We start from the raw sequence: 16,540 nt of genomic DNA on the forward strand, positions 1-16,540 counted from the left end.
CATCAATTGGTTAATCAACCTGAGGATCAAGTCATTTCGATAAATGCCAACGTCGATGACCAGTCACCGGAAACGTTGGCGCCGATCATCGATCTATTAATGGATCAGGGGGCACTGGACGCGTTCTTCACGCCAATCCAGATGAAGAAAAACCGGCCCGCCGTTGAACTGACCGCTTTGGTGACACCTGATGATTTGAATAGGCTGGCCGCCTTGATTTTAAAGCACACCACGACGCTGGGAGTTCGTTACCAAAGGCTTGACCGGCTGATTATGGCTCGAAGTTTTAAAGCGATTCAAACCAAATTCGGTAAGATCACTGTCAAAGTTGCTAAATTTGGGGAGATTGAAAAGACGGTTCCGGAATTTGAAGATTGTTTGAAGGCATCAAAAGCCTTTGGGGTTTCACTGCAGGACGTTTATCAAGCAGTGTACCAGTGCCTGGAATAATGGCTGTTTTGAAAGGTTTGCTTGAAAGGGAGTTGTTAAACATGACAGCATTAAATGAAAAGAAAGTCCAACTTGAATCGTTACTCGCCCCGCTTGGAAAAGTTGTGGTGGGCTTTTCCGGTGGGATTGACAGCACATTGGTTCTTGCCGAAGCACTTCGAGTCTTGGGAAAGGATCGAGTGCTGGCAGTGGTTGCCAACTCAGTTTTATTTGCCGACGAAGAATATACTCGAGCCATCTCATTGGCCAAATCGTTAAAGGCCAATGTTCGGGGCATTACAATTGATTATCTTGCCAACGCCCATATCGCGGCTAATGAACCGGAAACCTGGTACTATAGTAAGCAATTGTTTTATCAGCAGTTAAATCAGATTGCCAAGGAGGGCAGTTATCAAGCAGTTCTTGACGGGATGATCATGGATGATTTAAATGATTTTCGACCGGGGTTGGTTGCTCGTAACGAGGCGGGCGCCATCAGTGTTCTTCAAAAAGCCGGTTTTTATAAGGATGATGTTCGTGGATTGGCCAAATCATTGGGACTCCACAATTGGAATAAGGCTGCCAGCTGCTCAATTGCCTCTCGGTTTCCGTACTATACACAGTTAACGCCTGCTAAAATTAAGCAGGTGATGCAAGCTGAAAAGTATTTGCGTGACTTGGGCTTTCCAGTGGTTCGGGTTCGCTATCATAATGAAATTGCCAGAATTGAGGTTCCAGTTAAAGAGTTGAACCGGCTGGTTGAGCAACATGATCGGGTTCAAGAGGCACTGGTATCTTTTGGCTTTAAGTATGTAACGGTTGATATGGCTGGCTTTAAGAGTGGCCGAATGAATGATGACTTATCGGTCGCTACTAAGCAACGGTTAACAGTTAACCAAAAATGAAATGATGTCGTGTAACGGCAACTTGGCGGGCAAGCCGGTTGCTGTTTTTTATTTTTCAAATTGAAACAAGTATGTCACAAGTAATTTGAAAGAAAGCGGATACAGAACTATAATCGGGTTAGTGGTAATCAATTGCTAAATAAGTTGGGGAGATGGCAAAATGGATGCAATTAGATTTTACTCAAGAACGGGGAATACGGAAAAGTTAGCCAATTTGCTGGGTGAGCAGCTTCATGTACCTGCTAAATCAATTGACTCACCAATTGATAAGCCGGTTGATCGGCTCTTTCTTGGTGGTGGCGTTTACAATATGAGTGCCGATAAGCATCTGAAAGCCTTTGCGGCTAATTTGGATCCTGAAAAAGTCAAAGAAGTCTTTTTGTTCGGCACTTCTGGAAGCGTATTCACGATTGAAAAGCAGCTTACCAAAGTTTTAAAAAAGAAGAAGATCCCAGTAGCTGATGACCATCTATTTCTACATGGTGTCATGCCGAAAATGGGTAATATTAACGGTCATCAAAAGAAGGAAATTGAGGCCTTTGCCAAGGAGACTGTCACCCAATGAGACGGGTAGCAGGTCGATATGCGAGACATAAAAAACGCTCGTTTATTCCCTGATCATTTTAAGAGTAAAATCAGGTGATAAACGAACGCTTTTTAATGGTGATGAGTTATCGTCGGTTTCTGCTGGCCAACATTTCGATTGTTTCAAAAGCGATCATAATGATCGTCACGCCAATCATTCCGGTAATAAAATAGGTGACGTACTGCGGCCATGCATAAATGCCGGTATAAGAAAGGTCAACAATTCCCTTGACGATAAACAGAATCGTTCCAAGTGAAATTGCTGATAATAGGAGGGCATTTAATAAACGGGAAAAAAGTTCTTTTAACATGGCAGCCACCTCCGAAAATGGTTGAGGGTGTGAATACATCTTACAAATCTTATTATTGATTAATGTTACTATAATTGATTCCGAGTGGTAATACAAGGCAATTTAGTTTACATTTTAAGTTAATTTTGTAATATTTCTGAAGTAAAACATGAAAATGAACACAGAAATCTTAAAAAGTTTGCGCTTGGTTTTTAGATGGCAGTTTGATAGCATAAAATTAGATTGGTAGGCATCGACTGTTATTTAGAATGATTCTAAAATAGGTTGAATTATTACATTATAATTGTTACAATGTAATTGAAGCAAAATAACAGGAGGGATTTACAGTGAAAGTAATTGTTGTTGGGTCATCTCATGGTGGTTATGAAGCAGTTCGTGAATTATTGGCAACTCATCCAGATGCTGAAATTCAATGGTACGAGAAAGGTGATTTCATTTCGTTCCTGTCTTGTGGCATGCAATTATACCTTGAAGGGGTTGTTAAAGACGTTAACAGCGTGCGTTACGCCACCCCTGAAGGCATGCGCAGTCAAGGTGTTCACGTGTTTGTCCGCCAAGAAATTACATCGATCTCACCAGATAAACACGAAGTTCACGTGAAGGATCTAGCCGAGGGAACCGAACGCGATGAAAGTTATGATAAATTAATCCTGAGTGTCGGGGCAGTTCCAGTTGCGTTACCAATTCCCGGCAATGATTTGCAAAACGTTTATTACATGCGTGGTCGCGATTGGGCGATGAAGTTAAAGCGGGCCACAGTTGAACCAACCATTAAAAATGTTGTCGTAATTGGTTCCGGCTACATTGGCATTGAAGCTGCCGAAGTCTTCGCGAAGGCTGGTAAAAAAGTTACCGTGATCGATATTCTGCCAAGACTGTTAAGTGTCTATCTGGATAAAGAATTCACCGGCATCCTGACTGAAGAAATGGCTGCTCATGGAGTCCATGCCGCAACGGGTGAAACGGTTAAAGAAATTGTTGGAAAAGACGGTAAGGTGGCCAAAGTGGTTACTGATCAGGCCGAATATCCAGCTGAGTTGGTTGTTGAAGCTGTTGGTGTCAAGCCAAATACGAAGTGGCTTGCTGATACGCTTGAATTAAATAGCAACGGGACCATTAAAACCGATGAGTATCAACGAACTAGTCAACCTGATATTTTTGCGGTTGGGGATGCAACTAAAGTCAAGTTTGCCCCAACTGATCGGCCGGCTCAAATTGCTTTGGCAACCAATGGTCGACGTCAGGGTCGATATGCGGTTAAGAACTTAACCGAGGCCACCCAACCGACACCGGCAGTTTCCGGTTCATCAGCTTTAAGTGTCTTTGATTATCACTTTGCTTCCACCGGTATCAAGGAAGGGACCGCTGATAAGTTTGGTGCTGAGACCCAATCGGTTTATGTCGAAGATACTTACCGACCACCATTTGTTCCGGCAGATCAAAACGCCAAAGTCCAATTTAAATTGACATTTGATCCCAAAGATGGTCGAATTCTTGGGGCTCAAATTATGTCAAAAGCTGATGTGACGGCTAACATGAACGTTATTTCGCTTGCTATCCAACAAAAGCTGACAGTTGATGATTTAGCTTATGCCGACTTCTTCTTCCAACCTGGATTTGATCGGCCATGGAACATCATTAACGTTGCTGCCCAAAAAGCACAACGTGAATTGGCTCAAAAATAATTGTTTAACTAAAATCATTTCATGATACAGATAAAATAGCCTTGCTAGCTAAGGGTCGTCAAATTCAAGAGGAAATCCTTGAATGTGACGATCCTTTTGAGTAATTATTAGCGTTAAGTCGAATTGCTTGCTTAAAACCAAAACCGGCCTATACTTTTATTTGGTTAAAAGATTTGACACAGTTTAATTGTGTCTGTTTTGATATAGGAGGGAAACGAATATGGTAAAAATTGGCATTAATGGTTTTGGCCGAATTGGCCGATTGGCACTTCGTCGAATTCTTGAAGTCAATGATCCCGACATTGAAGTAACGGCGATTAATGATTTAACCACCCCGTCAATGTTGGCATACTTGTTCAAGTATGATACAACCCATGGGACTTACCCGGGTGAAGTGAGTTCAACTGATGACTCAATTATTGTTGATGGTCATGAGTACCACGTTTATGCTGAAAAGGATGCTTCACAGATTCCTTGGGCTAAAAACGATGGCGTTGAACTGGTTCTTGAATGTACCGGTTTCTACACTTCCAAAGAAAAATCACAGGCTCACTTGGACGCTGGTGTTAAGAAAGTTTTGATTTCCGCTCCTGCCGGCCCAATCAAGACGATTGTTTATAACGTTAATGACGATACTTTGAATTCGGATGATCAAATTATTTCAGCCGGTTCATGTACCACTAATGCGTTGGCACCAATGGCTTACTTCCTGAACAAGGAATTCGGCCTTGAAGTTGGTACTATGACCGTTATCCATGCCTTTACAAGTTCTCAAATGATTTTGGATGGCCCTAAGGGAAAGAAGCTTCGTCCAAATCGAACGGCTTCGGCAAATACGATTCCACATTCAACCGGTGCGGCTAAAGCGATTGGCTTAGTGATCCCTGAATTGGATGGTCATTTGAATGGTCACGCACAACGGGTCGCCGTCATTGACGGTTCAGTTTGCGAATTGGTTTCCGTTTTGAAGGCCAAGGGTGTGACGGCAGATCAAGTTAATGAAGCAATCAAACCACATACGAACAACAATCCGGCATTTGGTTGGAACGAAGATGAAATCGTTTCTTCCGATATTATCGGCGACACGCACGGTGGCGTTTATGATCCAACTCAAACAGAAGTTACGTCCAATGGTGACTTACAAGTCGTTAAGACGGCAACCTGGTTTGACAATGAATACGGCTTTGTTTCCAACATGATCAGAACCGCCAAAGCATTTGGTGAAAAATAAGTTAATTAATCAGTGACTCGAACCATCACATGATTGAAAAAGCACTAGGATAGTGAATTCTGTCCTGGTGCTTTTTTTAATCATGTAAGCGATTATTGAGCGGTTTTTTTGATGGGCGGTGAAGTTTAAATAGGAGGTTGACTGCTAAAAAGAGTAGGAAAACTGAAGCCGTCACAACAAAGGTGACCATCATCCCAAAAATGAAAGCATTTGGCTGTTCAACGGGATAGTTGTGAACAACACTGCCAAGTGCGTGATTAATCCCGGCAAATAGCAGCACACTGGAAGAAATGGTGCCGATTGTCATGCCAATGTTCCTGGATAACCCCAGCAAGCCACTGGTGATTCCTAACTGGTCTTTAGAAACGGCCTCCATGACCATGACGTTGTTTGGCCCTTGAAACAACCCGTTTCCCAAACCAATTAGTCCCAGCCATAGACACAGAAGTCCAATGGATGTTTCATGGGAAACACTTGCCAGGCCAACTTGGCCAAGGATGAGAATGCCAATTCCAATGATATAAACCTGCCAATCGCTGGTATGATCGGCAAAACTGCCGGCTAAGGGCGCAATAATGATTTGAATGACTGGAAAGCTCATCATAATCAAGCCGGTTATTTGCGGTGAGATCAATCGGTTTTCTTGTAAATACAAGGGTTCGATAATGTTGACGACAAAATTCAGTGCGTAGACTAAGATGGTGGCAATTAGGTTAAGGGAAAAATCAACGTTTTTAAAAAGCGTTAGATTAACCGCGGGAAATGAAGAATGGTGCTCGAGCCGAAGAAAGATGATCAACAGGAAAACGGTCGCAACCATTAATCCTTCAAACCAGCCATTTGAAAAACCGACTTCCTGTCCCCAAAGCAAGCCAATGAAGAGGGTCCCCATCATTAAGCCAAATGACCCCAGTCCTAAATAATCAAGTGGCTGTTGGTGAGAGCGTCCCGACTTGGGGAGAAATAAGTGGCCGATCATAATGGCAAAGATCCCCAGAGGGACGTTGATCCAGAAAATATAATGCCAGGAGAGGGTCGCCAAGATTAAACCACCTAAGCCCGGACCGATGACGCCACCTAGTGCAACGACTGATGAAAAGCTACCTAATGCCAACCCACGTTTCTTAGGTGGGAAAACTTCTGTGATGATCCCGGTGTTGTTACTAAGCGTCATACTGGCACCGATAGCTTGAAGTCCCCGGCAGATCAGCAGAAATCCAAATCCCAGATCAATGCCACAGAAAAACGAACTGATTGTAAAAATAATGGTACCGATTTTAAAAATTTTTACTTTACCATACAGGTCACCAAGTTTGCCAAAGGGTAGCAGTAACATACACGTCATGACCAGATAACTGGATGCCACCCAGTTGATTTGTGTGGTCGTAACCGCCATTGCCCGGCTCATGACCGGCATTGCAATATTGACCACGCTGCTGGTTAGGGTTGACATAAACGAAAAGATCGAAATTGAAATAAAAATCCACCAGATCTTAGGAGTTGCAGTCTTGGTAGTCATGATAAAGGCCTTCTTTTTTAAACACTATTTGCATTTAGCATACCGCAAGACTCAGCTCAGAGAAAAGAATATGTTGTTATCAGCTTAAATTAGACATTGATTAATCTCCTACCGGAATGGCGGAACTCACTGGTTCATTACCTAAGAAGCCCCACTTCAACGGCTACTTGGTGTAGTGATTGAAGTGGGGCTTAGGGAAGAAGGGTTCTTGAACTTTCTTCATGGCAGTTTTAATAAACAAAATGTTTCTTTTGAACTACCTGAATGAGAATGAACCCAACTAAAATATTAACTAATGCGATTGCAATTAGGACCATTAAAGTTTGCGGCCAGTTACCCAAGTCGGTTTTAATCATGCCGAACAGGGTGGGGCCAATACTGGCGATTAGATAACCAATTGATTGAACAATGCCACCAACTGAGCCAGCTTCCTGTGGAGTGGTCGAAATGGTGGTGATCATTGAAAGCGACAAAGTGAAAACTGAAGCCGTGGTGACCCCAATAATGATGCAGGCCACTATCAGTAACCAAGTTGCGTTAACAGCGATCAAGATGCTGATGCCTGATAAAAAGCCAACTAAAAGTGCCGCCATCAAGGCATTTAAATGAGCTGCTTTGGTTGTTGCCCGCGGCACTAGATAGGCAAAGGGCGCACCAATGATCTGAAAGATGGAAAACAGCCAGCCGGCAGTAGTGGCGGATAAACCATGTGACATTAGGACACTTGGCAGCCAGGCAACAACCGTATAGAAGATCAAAGATTGAAGTCCCATAAAGATGGCTAGCAGCCAGACGTGACCCCGTTTCCAAATTTTAGTGGGAGCAGCTATAGTTGCCCCATCCTTAGAAGTTTGATGATGGCCGGCTGCTTTCGTTGGCCGGTGTGGCAATAATAGGGTTGCCAAAAAGGCGATGATTGCCGGAATTGAGAATAGTTGAACGGTGAACTGCCAACCGATGGCATTAGCGACCGGAACGGCAATGCCACCAATAATTGCGGAGATAACGTTAATGGAGGCTGTGTAGACACCATTTAATTTAACGGATTGTTCAGGATGCCGCTCAACAATTAGTGCCGGTAGCGACACATTCAGCATCGTAATGCCGGCACCAACGAAAATAGTACCGATAAACATGCCCCAAGTCATATACGTCCGAAGCAGATTGGCAATGGTCAATATTAACAGGGCGGATTCAATCGTCCGTTTGGTTCCCAGTTTTCGAATAATCGGTGCGGTTGCGACCGATAGAAACCCAAAACAAAGTAGCGGAATGGTGGTTAAAACACCAGTTTGAGCGGTTGATAACTGAAAATAAGCTTGAACCTTAGTCACAATTGGCGGAATTCCGATAATGGCCAATCGCAAATTGGCGGCTAATAAAAAGACTTCCAGAGTAAAGTTAATGCCGGAACGTTCTGTGTGCAATTTTTCAAGTCCTTTCAAATAAATTGTTGAACGATCGATTAGTTGCTAGCTGGTTAATCTCAGCGGCTAATCGTTAGTTGTGGTAGTTTGTTCCAGCAGATTAATATTTTTTTCGACCCAGTCAACAGCTTGATGGGGATCCCGTTGTTTAATCGCCGTCAAGATGTTTTGGTGAATGGTTGATTGTTCTTCGTATAAGTTAGTTTCGGTAAAGCTGTCACCAAAACGATTTTTAAATGACTGCCAAAAATCGTCATAAAGATCTTTAACGACTGGATTATGCGTGGCTTTAGCGATCGCTTCATGAAATTGCTCGTCGGCGTGTCGATAAGCATCCAATGAATAACGGTTGGCAGCAGCCGCCCGAATTTCAAGATAATAATTCATCGCTTTCAGGTCAGTTGCGTTGCGGTTAAGGCAGGCTAAATTGACGATGCCGATTTCCAAAGCTTTTCGAGCTTCATAAGCATCAATGGCCGGCGCATTTTTTAAAGTAGTGGCGACCGCCTGCCTGGGCAGGGTATCGTTAATCACGGTAGTGCCCTTTCCCTGTCGGACATCGATCAGCCCAAGGTTGGCCAATACTTTAACGGCTTCACGAATGGTTGATCGACCCACGTTGAATCGAGCCATTAATTTTGGTTCGGTAGGCAGACGGTCACCAATCGTTAGTTGGTGATTTAAGATTTCTGACTGGAGTTGCTGAGACACTTGGTCTGCCAGTGTGCGTGATTTAAATTTTTGGTGATTATTGGTCGACACGGTTTTTCACCCCGCTACAATTTACTTTTTTCTTCGTCATAGCCTTCCAAAAAGTTGGCGTAGCGAGCTAACGCAAATAGATAGTCGGAAAGACGATTTAAATATTCCAGGATTTCGGCGTTTAACGGTTGTTGTTTATCATTTAACGCTACCACAAACCGCTCTGCCCTTCGAGCCAATGCCCGGGCATACTGTAATGAAGCCCCCGAAGGATTGCCGCCTGGGAGGATAAAAGCTTTAATGACGGGTAACTTGGCCATCATCGCATCAATTTCGCTTTCCAGTTGTTTGGTATCGTCAAGTGAAATATTATGATGGCGTTTAACGGTAATGTCTGCTTGGAGTTCATAAAGCTTCCGCTGGACGGTTTTTAACTTTGGTGCCAACTGGTCGGCTTTGGGAGATAGAATCGAAATGACGTAGCCAAGCCATGAGTCAAGTTCGTCGATTGCCCCCAAGGCTTCAATTTGCAGGTCATATTTTGGGACCATCTTACCGGTAACCTGTTTGGTTTGACCATGATCACCGACTTTAGTATAAATTTTAACCATTTTTGAGGCTCCTTTATTTAAAATTTTTAGTAGTTGAATGAAACCGAGACAAGTAGACTGCCCTAATCATGGTTGATTTCGACCAGTGATGACATGCCGTAGAAATTTGAGAAAATCTTCGTGACCCAACAAGAAGAGCTTGAAATGAAGAATCCGCATTTCTGCCCTTTCTCGTCGGATTTCAAGTCGGTATTCTTGATGGATCCTCTTCAGCCGAAAAGCTTCCTTAAAAGGACCGTTGTGTGGATCGGGCTCAAAATGTTGAAAATCGCGTCGGTCAATGAATCGGATGTTTCTTAAAAAGTCTTCGCGCTGTTTTTCAGATTTTTTAAATGGATGAAATAACAAAATTTCCTGCCCCCCTCGTGAAAGAATCGTACCTATAAGATACCGCGAGTTGAGCGGATCGACAAGGAATTATTAGGAACTTCCTTCGTATGTAAAAACGGAAACCTTAAAGCGGGTTTCCGTTTTTTGATGATCATTTTTGAACGGATCATTTAAATTCGGGTTTAATGTGGGCATTCAAAAGCTTACTTGATCGGGCAGGCACCGCCTTCACAGTCTGTTTGGCCAATGATTTCGGCGCCCTTCTGATCGTGATTATTATTCAACTGATTGAAGACCTGTTGGACGTCACCATGAATCTGCATGACTTTCTTTTCGTAGGTCTGTTTGTCAATGGGTTCCTTAGGGGCCTGCTTAAATTCATTGCCAACATAAGGCAAGAGAGACGTTGATTTAGTTGTGTGACGGTACTGTTTCATTAATGGGGCAATTTGATCGCCTTCATCGGGTTGGAAAGTAACCGTACAACTAACGGCATTGTCTGACCAATAAGTCTGTAAGAAAGCTTGGGTTGCAAACTGTTCGGCGATTGAAACGCTACCGGCAGAGGCAAACTTTTTGCTGTCTGCATGAGCTGCTCGAATTGGGAATTCAGCAACCATGGTGTTCTTCGAATAAATGTCGGGTTCAACGTGATAACCACAGGCCTTCAAGGCTGGCAACAATGGATCGGAATCTTGGAACCGAATTCGTTGAATCAGGTATGGGGCATAGTGGAAGTGCATTCCTTCAGAAACCCCGGCTAATTTAGCAACTGTTCCAGATGGTTTAACCGTGGTGTGTTTGATGGACGGATTGCAGCCCAACTCGTTTGAATAGTCACGATCGGCCTTAACAACGGCCTTGTATAACTGATTGACCTTATCAATAGCTCGTTGATCATAAATCGGCTTGTGATAGGTTTCGCCGGTTTCTGGATCAGTGACATCCTGATAGCCGGTGACAACCCGGTTACCTAATTCACTTAAAATCCAGTCTTGAATCCCAGACATCGAAATACCGATTCGGCGATTCTTTTGAATGGCTTTTCGAGAAACCTCCCAGTCATAGGGACTAAAAGTGACACGTTTGGAAAAACGAGTACCCAGTGTGAAGGCTTCGTCAAGATCCCAATTTTGCTGAGTAGCAACGTAAGGAAAGACTTCAAACAGGTTGCAAGGTTCACCATTCGAAAGCGAAATCTCGCCACATGGGTTGGTTCCCTCAACGTTTGGATCAATATCTTTTTGAAGGCCGTCAATCTTTCGACCATAATTTCTGGAAAGTTCCAAGTTAACGATCCCAGGTTCACCATTATGGCGAATTGAATCGGCAATTGGACCATAGTTACTAAAGTTTGAATCAACCGCCACACTATTGTTAGATGCCCAACGGTGATGGTAAAGTTTTTCTTTATCTTGCTTCATCGTGATGAAGGCCTCATCATCGGCAGACCCCAACGCTAATTCGGCTGAGCGACGAACGTTTCCGGCAACCACTGTTTTTCCGATCATATTACCAATATCGGTCATATCAACGGATGACAGATGACGACGAGCACGACTATTTAAAATCTCGTTGATATCAAATAACATTTCAATCAATGGCATCGGGCCGGAAGCCGTTCCGCCAAAGCCCTTGATCTTAGCACCCTTTGGGCGGATATCACTCACATCAAGCACAAGTTTCTGCTGGCCCTTGGGATTGGTTGACTTGAAATGTAAATCGATTAAATGAGCATTTGACAAGACCCAACCTTCACGGGTATCCGGTAAGCGGTAATAAGCGGCATCCGTTACAGCATGATCCTTGAAGTAAGCATCTTTATCAACGGCGCCCATCTTGAGAGAGTCTTCATAGGAAGCGCTGTTTTTATCAATGACAATGGTTAAGTTCACTTTATTATTAACTAGAGGAATCTTGTGGACGTTTTCTTTAGTGACAGAAAAACCAACCCCGCCACCCTTCATGAGTTGATCAAACATGAAAGAATATGGCATGGAAACGGCCGGTTGATCCGGTTTGAGGTATTCAGGAACGATGTGGCTGTCCCCGTATGGTTGTGGACGGACAGCAATGAACCAACAGTTGTTTAAAGCGTCACCGTTTCGAGCTTCGTAGGCGGTTCCAGAGATCCAGAGATTACGGCCGGAAGGTGTGGCTGCTAAGCCGTAAATGAGTTTGTAGAGTTTTTTAGCTTCATCCGTTAATTCACTAATTACCTGTGGATCGACGTTATCTTGGTGAAGACGCGGGTCAAGGTTAATATTTCCTTCAACGACTCGCTTAACCGTCTCATCCCAGTTTTCTGTCCGCTGCTTTTCCGGGAGCCAACGGGCATAGGTCCGTTTGTAAGTGACCCATCCTAATTCACCCCAGTGCGGTGTGATTTCGCTTTTAACTCGGTTTATAAATTCATCAGAAAGTGAAACTGATGAAAGTTTCATTGCTTGCATAACGATTCCTCCCGTACTTCTTTTTTATCATTCGTTGTTTCGACACTATATATAGTATCTCGACCGCAGAGGATAATCAATATATTGTGCCGGGAGAAATTCAGCAGATGATTGAATCAGCCCCGTTGTGATAAGGGATTCAGTGGCTAAAAATTTTTTTAACACGCTGTTAGGCTAAAACAACTATCTGTTATTTGATGGGATTCCTATAAGAATTGAGTTGTCAATCAATTGACCACAATGATCTTTTCGAAGGTAACAGGCTGTTTTATCGGCTTATCTTAGTGAAGGGTTGATATTAAACACGAAGCCGCCATTGGCCATCAAAATTGATTAATTGGTTTTGGCGTCAAGATATTGAGCAATGCCCCGCTTTAACCGGTTTAAGCCATCTTGCAAAAGTGCTGGCGGACAAGCAATATTGACACGTAAGAATCGGTTACCGTTGCCACCATAAATGTTACCGGCGGAAACGTATAGGCCGGTTTGCTGCCGAATGAAGGCTTCCAGTTGAGCTGAATCGGTGGTAATGGCACTGCAGTCAAGCCACATTAAGTAGGTTGCATTTGATGGCACAACTTTGATTTGAGGAATCGATTGTTGGCAATACGTGGTAAAAGTGGTTCGATTTCGAGTGAGTTGGGCCTTTAATTCAGCCAACCATTGGTGACCCTGCGTATACGCCGCAATTGTGCCGGGAATGGCCAGTAAATTGGGTTCGCCGAGCTCGTCGGTATTGATTCCCCGGTTAACGATATTGCGTAGATTAGCGTTTGGAACAATCACAGTTGCAGCGTGAAGGGCGGCTACGTTAAAGGTTTTGCTTGGCGAGACACTGATAATGGCGTTTTGAAGGAGTTCTTCCGGTAACGCAAAAAGTGGTGTGTATTGGGGATCACCCATTACCAAATCACCGTGAATTTCATCACTGAAAAGAGTTACATGATGTTTGATGCAAAGTCGACTAATTGAGACAAGGTCGTCTTTGGACCAAACTTTACCAACTGGATTGTGGGGATTACATAGGATCATCATGGTACTAAGCGGATCTGCCAGCTTAGCTTCCAAGTCTTGCCAGTTAATGTGATATTGAAGCGTTTTGGCATCGTATACCAGGTCACTGGACAGGACGTGTCGGCCGTTATTGATGATTGAATTGTAAAAAATGTTGTAAACCGGCGCGCAGACGACCACGTTGTCGCCAATATGACTAACTCGCCGCACGGCAGATGAAATGGATGGGACAACCCCTGTACAAAAGAGCATCCAGTCGGTTTTAGGCCGAGCATGGTGTTCAGTAGCGTACCAATCGGCAACGGCATTGAAATAGTCACTGCCCGGCTGTTCATAGCCGAAAACGCCGAATGAAACTTTCTTTTGCATGGCGTCAATAATTTCCGGGGCCGTTTTGAAATCCATATCGGCTACCCACATCGGCAATTCGTTGGCTTTAACGTCCCATTTAACGGAATCGGTTTTGCGACGGGGAATGACGGAATTGAAATCATACATTAGGCTAACTTCCTTTTAGAGATTTTGGGGTCGGTAGTAATTGTTGTTTGACTTGGATCGATTTTGGTTGGGTCCATAATAATTTCACCAATTGATTGGGCGTGGATTTTACCGCTAATGGGATTTTTAACGCTGACGATACTTGAGCTGATCTCGGCGTCAATATCGGTACAATATTCAAATGCCAGATCAGTCGCTAACAGACGACAGTTCTTCATCGTTAAATGGTCGATGTAACAAAGTCCCTGATCGCTTTCAATCGTACAGTTAATCAGTGTTAAATGTTGCGTATTCCAGCCAAGATATTCGCCGTTAATGGTGGAATCATAGACCGTCACGTTTTCACAGTTCCAAAAAGCATCTTTGGAAACTAGGGTTGAATTGTGAACTTCAACGTTTTTAGCACCGTCAAAGCAATAGTTACCAATTAAATCAAGGTGATCAATATAGAGATTTTGGCTGTTCATGCCAAAGTAGTTGCCGTTGGCTTGGACGTGGTTGATTTTAATATGATCGCAGTTCCACAGCGTTTCGGCCGCATTTGAAAAGTGATCGTTAACTAAGTTGATATAGCTGCTGCGGCGAAACGTCTTGGTTGCCTGAATGGAGCAGTTGGTCATGTCAATATGGTGGGTGTACCAAATACCGGCATGAGCAATTTTTTCCAAGATAGTGTGGTCGACTTTGGCGTTGTGGGTGTACCAAAGGGGATATTTCCATTTAAAAATAACATTTTTTAAATTAACGTTGCGACTTTCTTTGAGCGGCGATTCGCCCTTGCCAAACGTCGTGTCAGTAATTGTGGCATCGTGTTCAGCAAACAGCGGCCGCTCGCCTTCAAAATATTGATTTCGGTAATCTTTCATGTAATAAAATCGCTTCCTTAGAGAATAACTAATTTGTAGGATATATGTTAATCTTAACCCTATTTTGGTTATCACGCTATGGTCGGTTTAAAAAATTGGTAATCCTTCAATATAAGCATCTGGTTAAGAATGGAATTTATGAGCTTATTCTAAAGCAAAGTTCTTATTTTTGGAGATTTTGAATGGATTTTATACTAAAAATGCGCTAATATAAAATTATTATCGAACTATATAATTCAAAATAAATTTATTGTTCGTATTTAGGAGGACTCATTCAATGCATTGGTTAGCGGATTTTCTCGCCGCAATTGGTGTTGTACTCAACGGCATCCCCCAGGGAATTATGGCCATGGCACTGGGATTTGCGGTTTTTCCAACCACTTTTTCATTTGTGTTTGCCTCGGCTGTCAATGGGATTTTCGGGTCAGTTGCGCCAATTTCGTTTCAAGCGGAATCATTAGCGCTAACGGGAAACTTGGGAGAAACTACTCGTGAACGTACCTCGATTATCTTTGGTGGGTCACTGATTATGGCGGTAATTGGCGTAACCGGGACTCTTACCAAAATTGTATCTGTATTAGGAGAACCAATTATGGCTGGGATGATGGCTGGCGTTGGGATTATGCTGGCAAAAATCGCGGTCCAGATGGCCAAGCAAGCGCGAATTGCCGGCCTCTTTTCAATTGGGATTGCGATTATTACCTACTTGGTGACTAAAGATCTGGTGTGGACGATCAGTCTATCGGTAATTGGATCCAGCCTGATTGCGGTGGTCGCAACCCACTACCGAGCTGAACTTCCACAAAATGTGCAAGCACGGCGATTTCACTTTTTAAAGCCGGTCGTTAGCCTTCGAGTGATTCGTGGTGCCCTAAGTCTGGCATGTTTAAACATTGGGGCTAATATATCCTATGGCTTGATTACTGGACAAATGACAGGCATTAAGCCCAATCCGGTTAATTTAAATCTTTTAACCAGTATGCAGGCGTTTGCGGATATGGGCACCAGTTTACTGGGCGGGGCGCCGGTTGAAACGATTATCTCGGCAACTGCCAGTGCACCGGAACCGGTGATTGCTGGTGTAATGATGATGCTAATCATGGCAGTCATCTTGTTTGTCGGCTGGTTACCTAAAATTGGTAAATATGTACCATCAGCTTCAATTGCGGGTTTCCTCCTCATCTTGGGAGCTGTCGTGATCTTTCCGGAAAATGCGGCGACAGCGATGCAAGGATCTGATCGTGTTATCGCGGCTCTGGTGCTGGTAGTGACGGCCATTATTGACCCGTTTAGCGGCTTACTAACCGGTGCACTGTTAAAATTTGGATTGCCATTGTTTGGCCTGGGGGTATAGAAATGCAACAAACATATGAATTAACAGTTGGAAAATTAAAACGAACCTTGCCAATTATTCCAATCAGTAAGACGACAGCGATTGCTTCGTTTGTCTTGCTGGGGGATGCTGAATTGGCACACTATGCTGCGGTTCAGCTGGCAGCTAAAATGCCATTACCGTTTGATTGTATTGTGACGCTTGAAAGCAAAGGCATTCCGCTAGCTGAAGAATTAAGTCGAATTAGCGGTCATCCTAAATTTGTTGTGTTGCGAAAAAGCGTTAAGGCCTATATGGTTTCACCGATTCAGGTAGCGGTTAGTTCTATTACAACAACTGATCAGCAGAAGTTGGTTTTGGATGGCACAGATGCCGATTATTTGTGCGGGAAGCGGGTCATCCTGGTCGATGATGTCATTTCAACCGGTGGCTCACTTGAGGCAGCTGAACGTTTGCTTCATCAAGCCAATGCAAAAGTCCTGGCTAAATGTGCGGTACTGGCGGAAGGCGCCGCCGCAGACCGATCCGATATTCTGTATTTGGAAAGGTTACCATTGTTTCAATTAAAAGAGCATTGCTAATTAAAAAGCGCTTGCGGACATCCTAATCAAGATGCTCACAAGCGCTTTTTAATAAATCTG

General features: G+C 43.6%; 15 protein-coding genes. 7 read left to right on the forward strand and 8 right to left on the reverse strand.

Annotated features, from left to right (window positions below):
* Positions 1-6 precede the first annotated feature (6 nt).
* The 3 genes from larC2 (at position 7) to ED605_RS07025 (ending at position 1,899) form a co-directional block, all read left to right on the forward strand.
* A complete protein-coding gene (gene larC2, locus ED605_RS14890) occupies positions 7-450 on the forward strand; it encodes a nickel pincer cofactor biosynthesis protein LarC2 (RefSeq protein WP_121978178.1) in 444 nt (147 codons plus the stop codon).
* Between the two features lie 41 nt (positions 451-491).
* Positions 492-1,334 (forward strand): ATP-dependent sacrificial sulfur transferase LarE, encoded by an 843-nt coding sequence (gene larE / locus ED605_RS07020; RefSeq protein WP_121978179.1) that lies wholly within the window; start codon positions 492-494, stop codon positions 1,332-1,334.
* A 160-nt stretch (positions 1,335-1,494) separates the two neighbouring features.
* Positions 1,495-1,899, forward strand: coding sequence for a flavodoxin family protein (locus ED605_RS07025; RefSeq protein WP_121978180.1), 405 nt, complete (start codon positions 1,495-1,497; stop codon positions 1,897-1,899).
* 106 nt (positions 1,900-2,005) lie between these two features.
* Here ED605_RS07025 and ED605_RS07030 read toward each other — a convergent pair whose 3' ends face one another.
* Entirely contained in the window at positions 2,006-2,230 is a 225-nt protein-coding gene (locus ED605_RS07030; RefSeq protein ID WP_121978181.1) for a hypothetical protein, read from the reverse strand.
* A 326-nt stretch (positions 2,231-2,556) separates the two neighbouring features.
* Between ED605_RS07030 and ED605_RS07035 the strand changes: the two genes are divergently transcribed.
* Positions 2,557-3,915: an FAD-dependent oxidoreductase gene (locus ED605_RS07035; RefSeq protein ID WP_121978182.1), complete on the forward strand. Its 1,359-nt coding sequence runs from the start codon at positions 2,557-2,559 to the stop codon at positions 3,913-3,915.
* Between the two features lie 220 nt (positions 3,916-4,135).
* A complete protein-coding gene (gene gap, locus ED605_RS07040) occupies positions 4,136-5,146 on the forward strand; it encodes a type I glyceraldehyde-3-phosphate dehydrogenase (protein WP_121978183.1) in 1,011 nt (336 codons plus the stop codon).
* A 76-nt stretch (positions 5,147-5,222) separates the two neighbouring features.
* Here gap and ED605_RS07045 read toward each other — a convergent pair whose 3' ends face one another.
* From ED605_RS07045 to ED605_RS07080, 7 genes are all read right to left on the reverse strand, one after another.
* Complete coding sequence (locus ED605_RS07045; RefSeq protein WP_225419072.1) at positions 5,223-6,665, reverse strand: MFS transporter; 1,443 nt, start codon at positions 6,663-6,665, stop codon at positions 5,223-5,225.
* Positions 6,666-6,895: 230 nt separating this feature from the next.
* Positions 6,896-8,092 carry an MFS transporter gene (locus tag ED605_RS07050; RefSeq protein ID WP_121978184.1) on the reverse strand — a complete coding sequence of 399 codons (1,197 nt, stop codon included), beginning with the start codon at positions 8,090-8,092 and terminating at the stop codon, positions 6,896-6,898.
* Between the two features lie 66 nt (positions 8,093-8,158).
* On the reverse strand, positions 8,159-8,854 hold the full coding sequence (locus ED605_RS07055; protein ID WP_121978185.1) for a FadR/GntR family transcriptional regulator: 696 nt from the start codon (positions 8,852-8,854) through the stop codon (positions 8,159-8,161).
* A 14-nt stretch (positions 8,855-8,868) separates the two neighbouring features.
* A complete protein-coding gene (locus tag ED605_RS07060) occupies positions 8,869-9,405 on the reverse strand; it encodes a cob(I)yrinic acid a,c-diamide adenosyltransferase (RefSeq protein ID WP_121978186.1) in 537 nt (178 codons plus the stop codon).
* 533 nt (positions 9,406-9,938) lie between these two features.
* A complete protein-coding gene (gene nrdJ / locus ED605_RS07070; RefSeq protein WP_121978188.1) occupies positions 9,939-12,188 on the reverse strand; it encodes a ribonucleoside-triphosphate reductase, adenosylcobalamin-dependent in 2,250 nt (749 codons plus the stop codon).
* Between the two features lie 333 nt (positions 12,189-12,521).
* Positions 12,522-13,700 carry a MalY/PatB family protein gene (locus ED605_RS07075; protein WP_121978189.1) on the reverse strand — a complete coding sequence of 393 codons (1,179 nt, stop codon included), beginning with the start codon at positions 13,698-13,700 and terminating at the stop codon, positions 12,522-12,524.
* On the reverse strand, positions 13,700-14,566 hold the full coding sequence (locus tag ED605_RS07080) for a DUF3737 family protein (protein WP_121978190.1): 867 nt from the start codon (positions 14,564-14,566) through the stop codon (positions 13,700-13,702). Before ED605_RS07080 ends, ED605_RS07075 begins: the two co-directional genes overlap by 1 nt.
* Before the next feature lie 277 nt (positions 14,567-14,843).
* On the opposite strand from ED605_RS07080, the gene ED605_RS07085 reads away from it, so the two are divergent.
* Both ED605_RS07085 and ED605_RS07090 read left to right on the forward strand, forming a co-directional pair.
* Positions 14,844-15,920: an NCS2 family permease gene (locus tag ED605_RS07085; RefSeq protein ID WP_121978191.1), complete on the forward strand. Its 1,077-nt coding sequence runs from the start codon at positions 14,844-14,846 to the stop codon at positions 15,918-15,920.
* Positions 15,921-15,922: 2 nt separating this feature from the next.
* Entirely contained in the window at positions 15,923-16,480 is a 558-nt protein-coding gene (locus ED605_RS07090) for a phosphoribosyltransferase family protein (protein ID WP_121978192.1), read from the forward strand.
* Positions 16,481-16,540: the final 60 nt, after the last annotated feature.

Origin of the sequence: Lentilactobacillus raoultii, from assembly GCF_900411375.1 — a bacterium.
Taxonomy (GTDB): domain Bacteria; phylum Bacillota; class Bacilli; order Lactobacillales; family Lactobacillaceae; genus Lentilactobacillus; species Lentilactobacillus raoultii.

Excerpts from the sequence above, each read along its gene's own strand:
- larE (WP_121978179.1), top strand. The coding sequence starts at position 492 with ATGACAGCATTAAATGAAAAGAAAGTCCAACTTGAATCGTTACTCGCC.
- ED605_RS07025 (WP_121978180.1), top strand. The coding sequence starts at position 1,495 with ATGGATGCAATTAGATTTTACTCAAGAACGGGGAATACGGAAAAGTTA.
- ED605_RS07030 (WP_121978181.1), bottom strand. The coding sequence starts at position 2,230 with ATGTTAAAAGAACTTTTTTCCCGTTTATTAAATGCCCTCCTATTATCA.
- gap (WP_121978183.1), top strand. The coding sequence starts at position 4,136 with ATGGTAAAAATTGGCATTAATGGTTTTGGCCGAATTGGCCGATTGGCA.
- ED605_RS07045 (WP_225419072.1), bottom strand. The coding sequence starts at position 6,665 with ATGACTACCAAGACTGCAACTCCTAAGATCTGGTGGATTTTTATTTCA.
- ED605_RS07060 (WP_121978186.1), bottom strand. The coding sequence starts at position 9,405 with ATGGTTAAAATTTATACTAAAGTCGGTGATCATGGTCAAACCAAACAG.
- nrdJ (WP_121978188.1), bottom strand. The coding sequence starts at position 12,188 with ATGCAAGCAATGAAACTTTCATCAGTTTCACTTTCTGATGAATTTATA.
- ED605_RS07075 (WP_121978189.1), bottom strand. The coding sequence starts at position 13,700 with ATGTATGATTTCAATTCCGTCATTCCCCGTCGCAAAACCGATTCCGTT.
- ED605_RS07080 (WP_121978190.1), bottom strand. The coding sequence starts at position 14,566 with ATGAAAGATTACCGAAATCAATATTTTGAAGGCGAGCGGCCGCTGTTT.
- ED605_RS07085 (WP_121978191.1), top strand. The coding sequence starts at position 14,844 with ATGCATTGGTTAGCGGATTTTCTCGCCGCAATTGGTGTTGTACTCAAC.
- ED605_RS07090 (WP_121978192.1), top strand. The coding sequence starts at position 15,923 with ATGCAACAAACATATGAATTAACAGTTGGAAAATTAAAACGAACCTTG.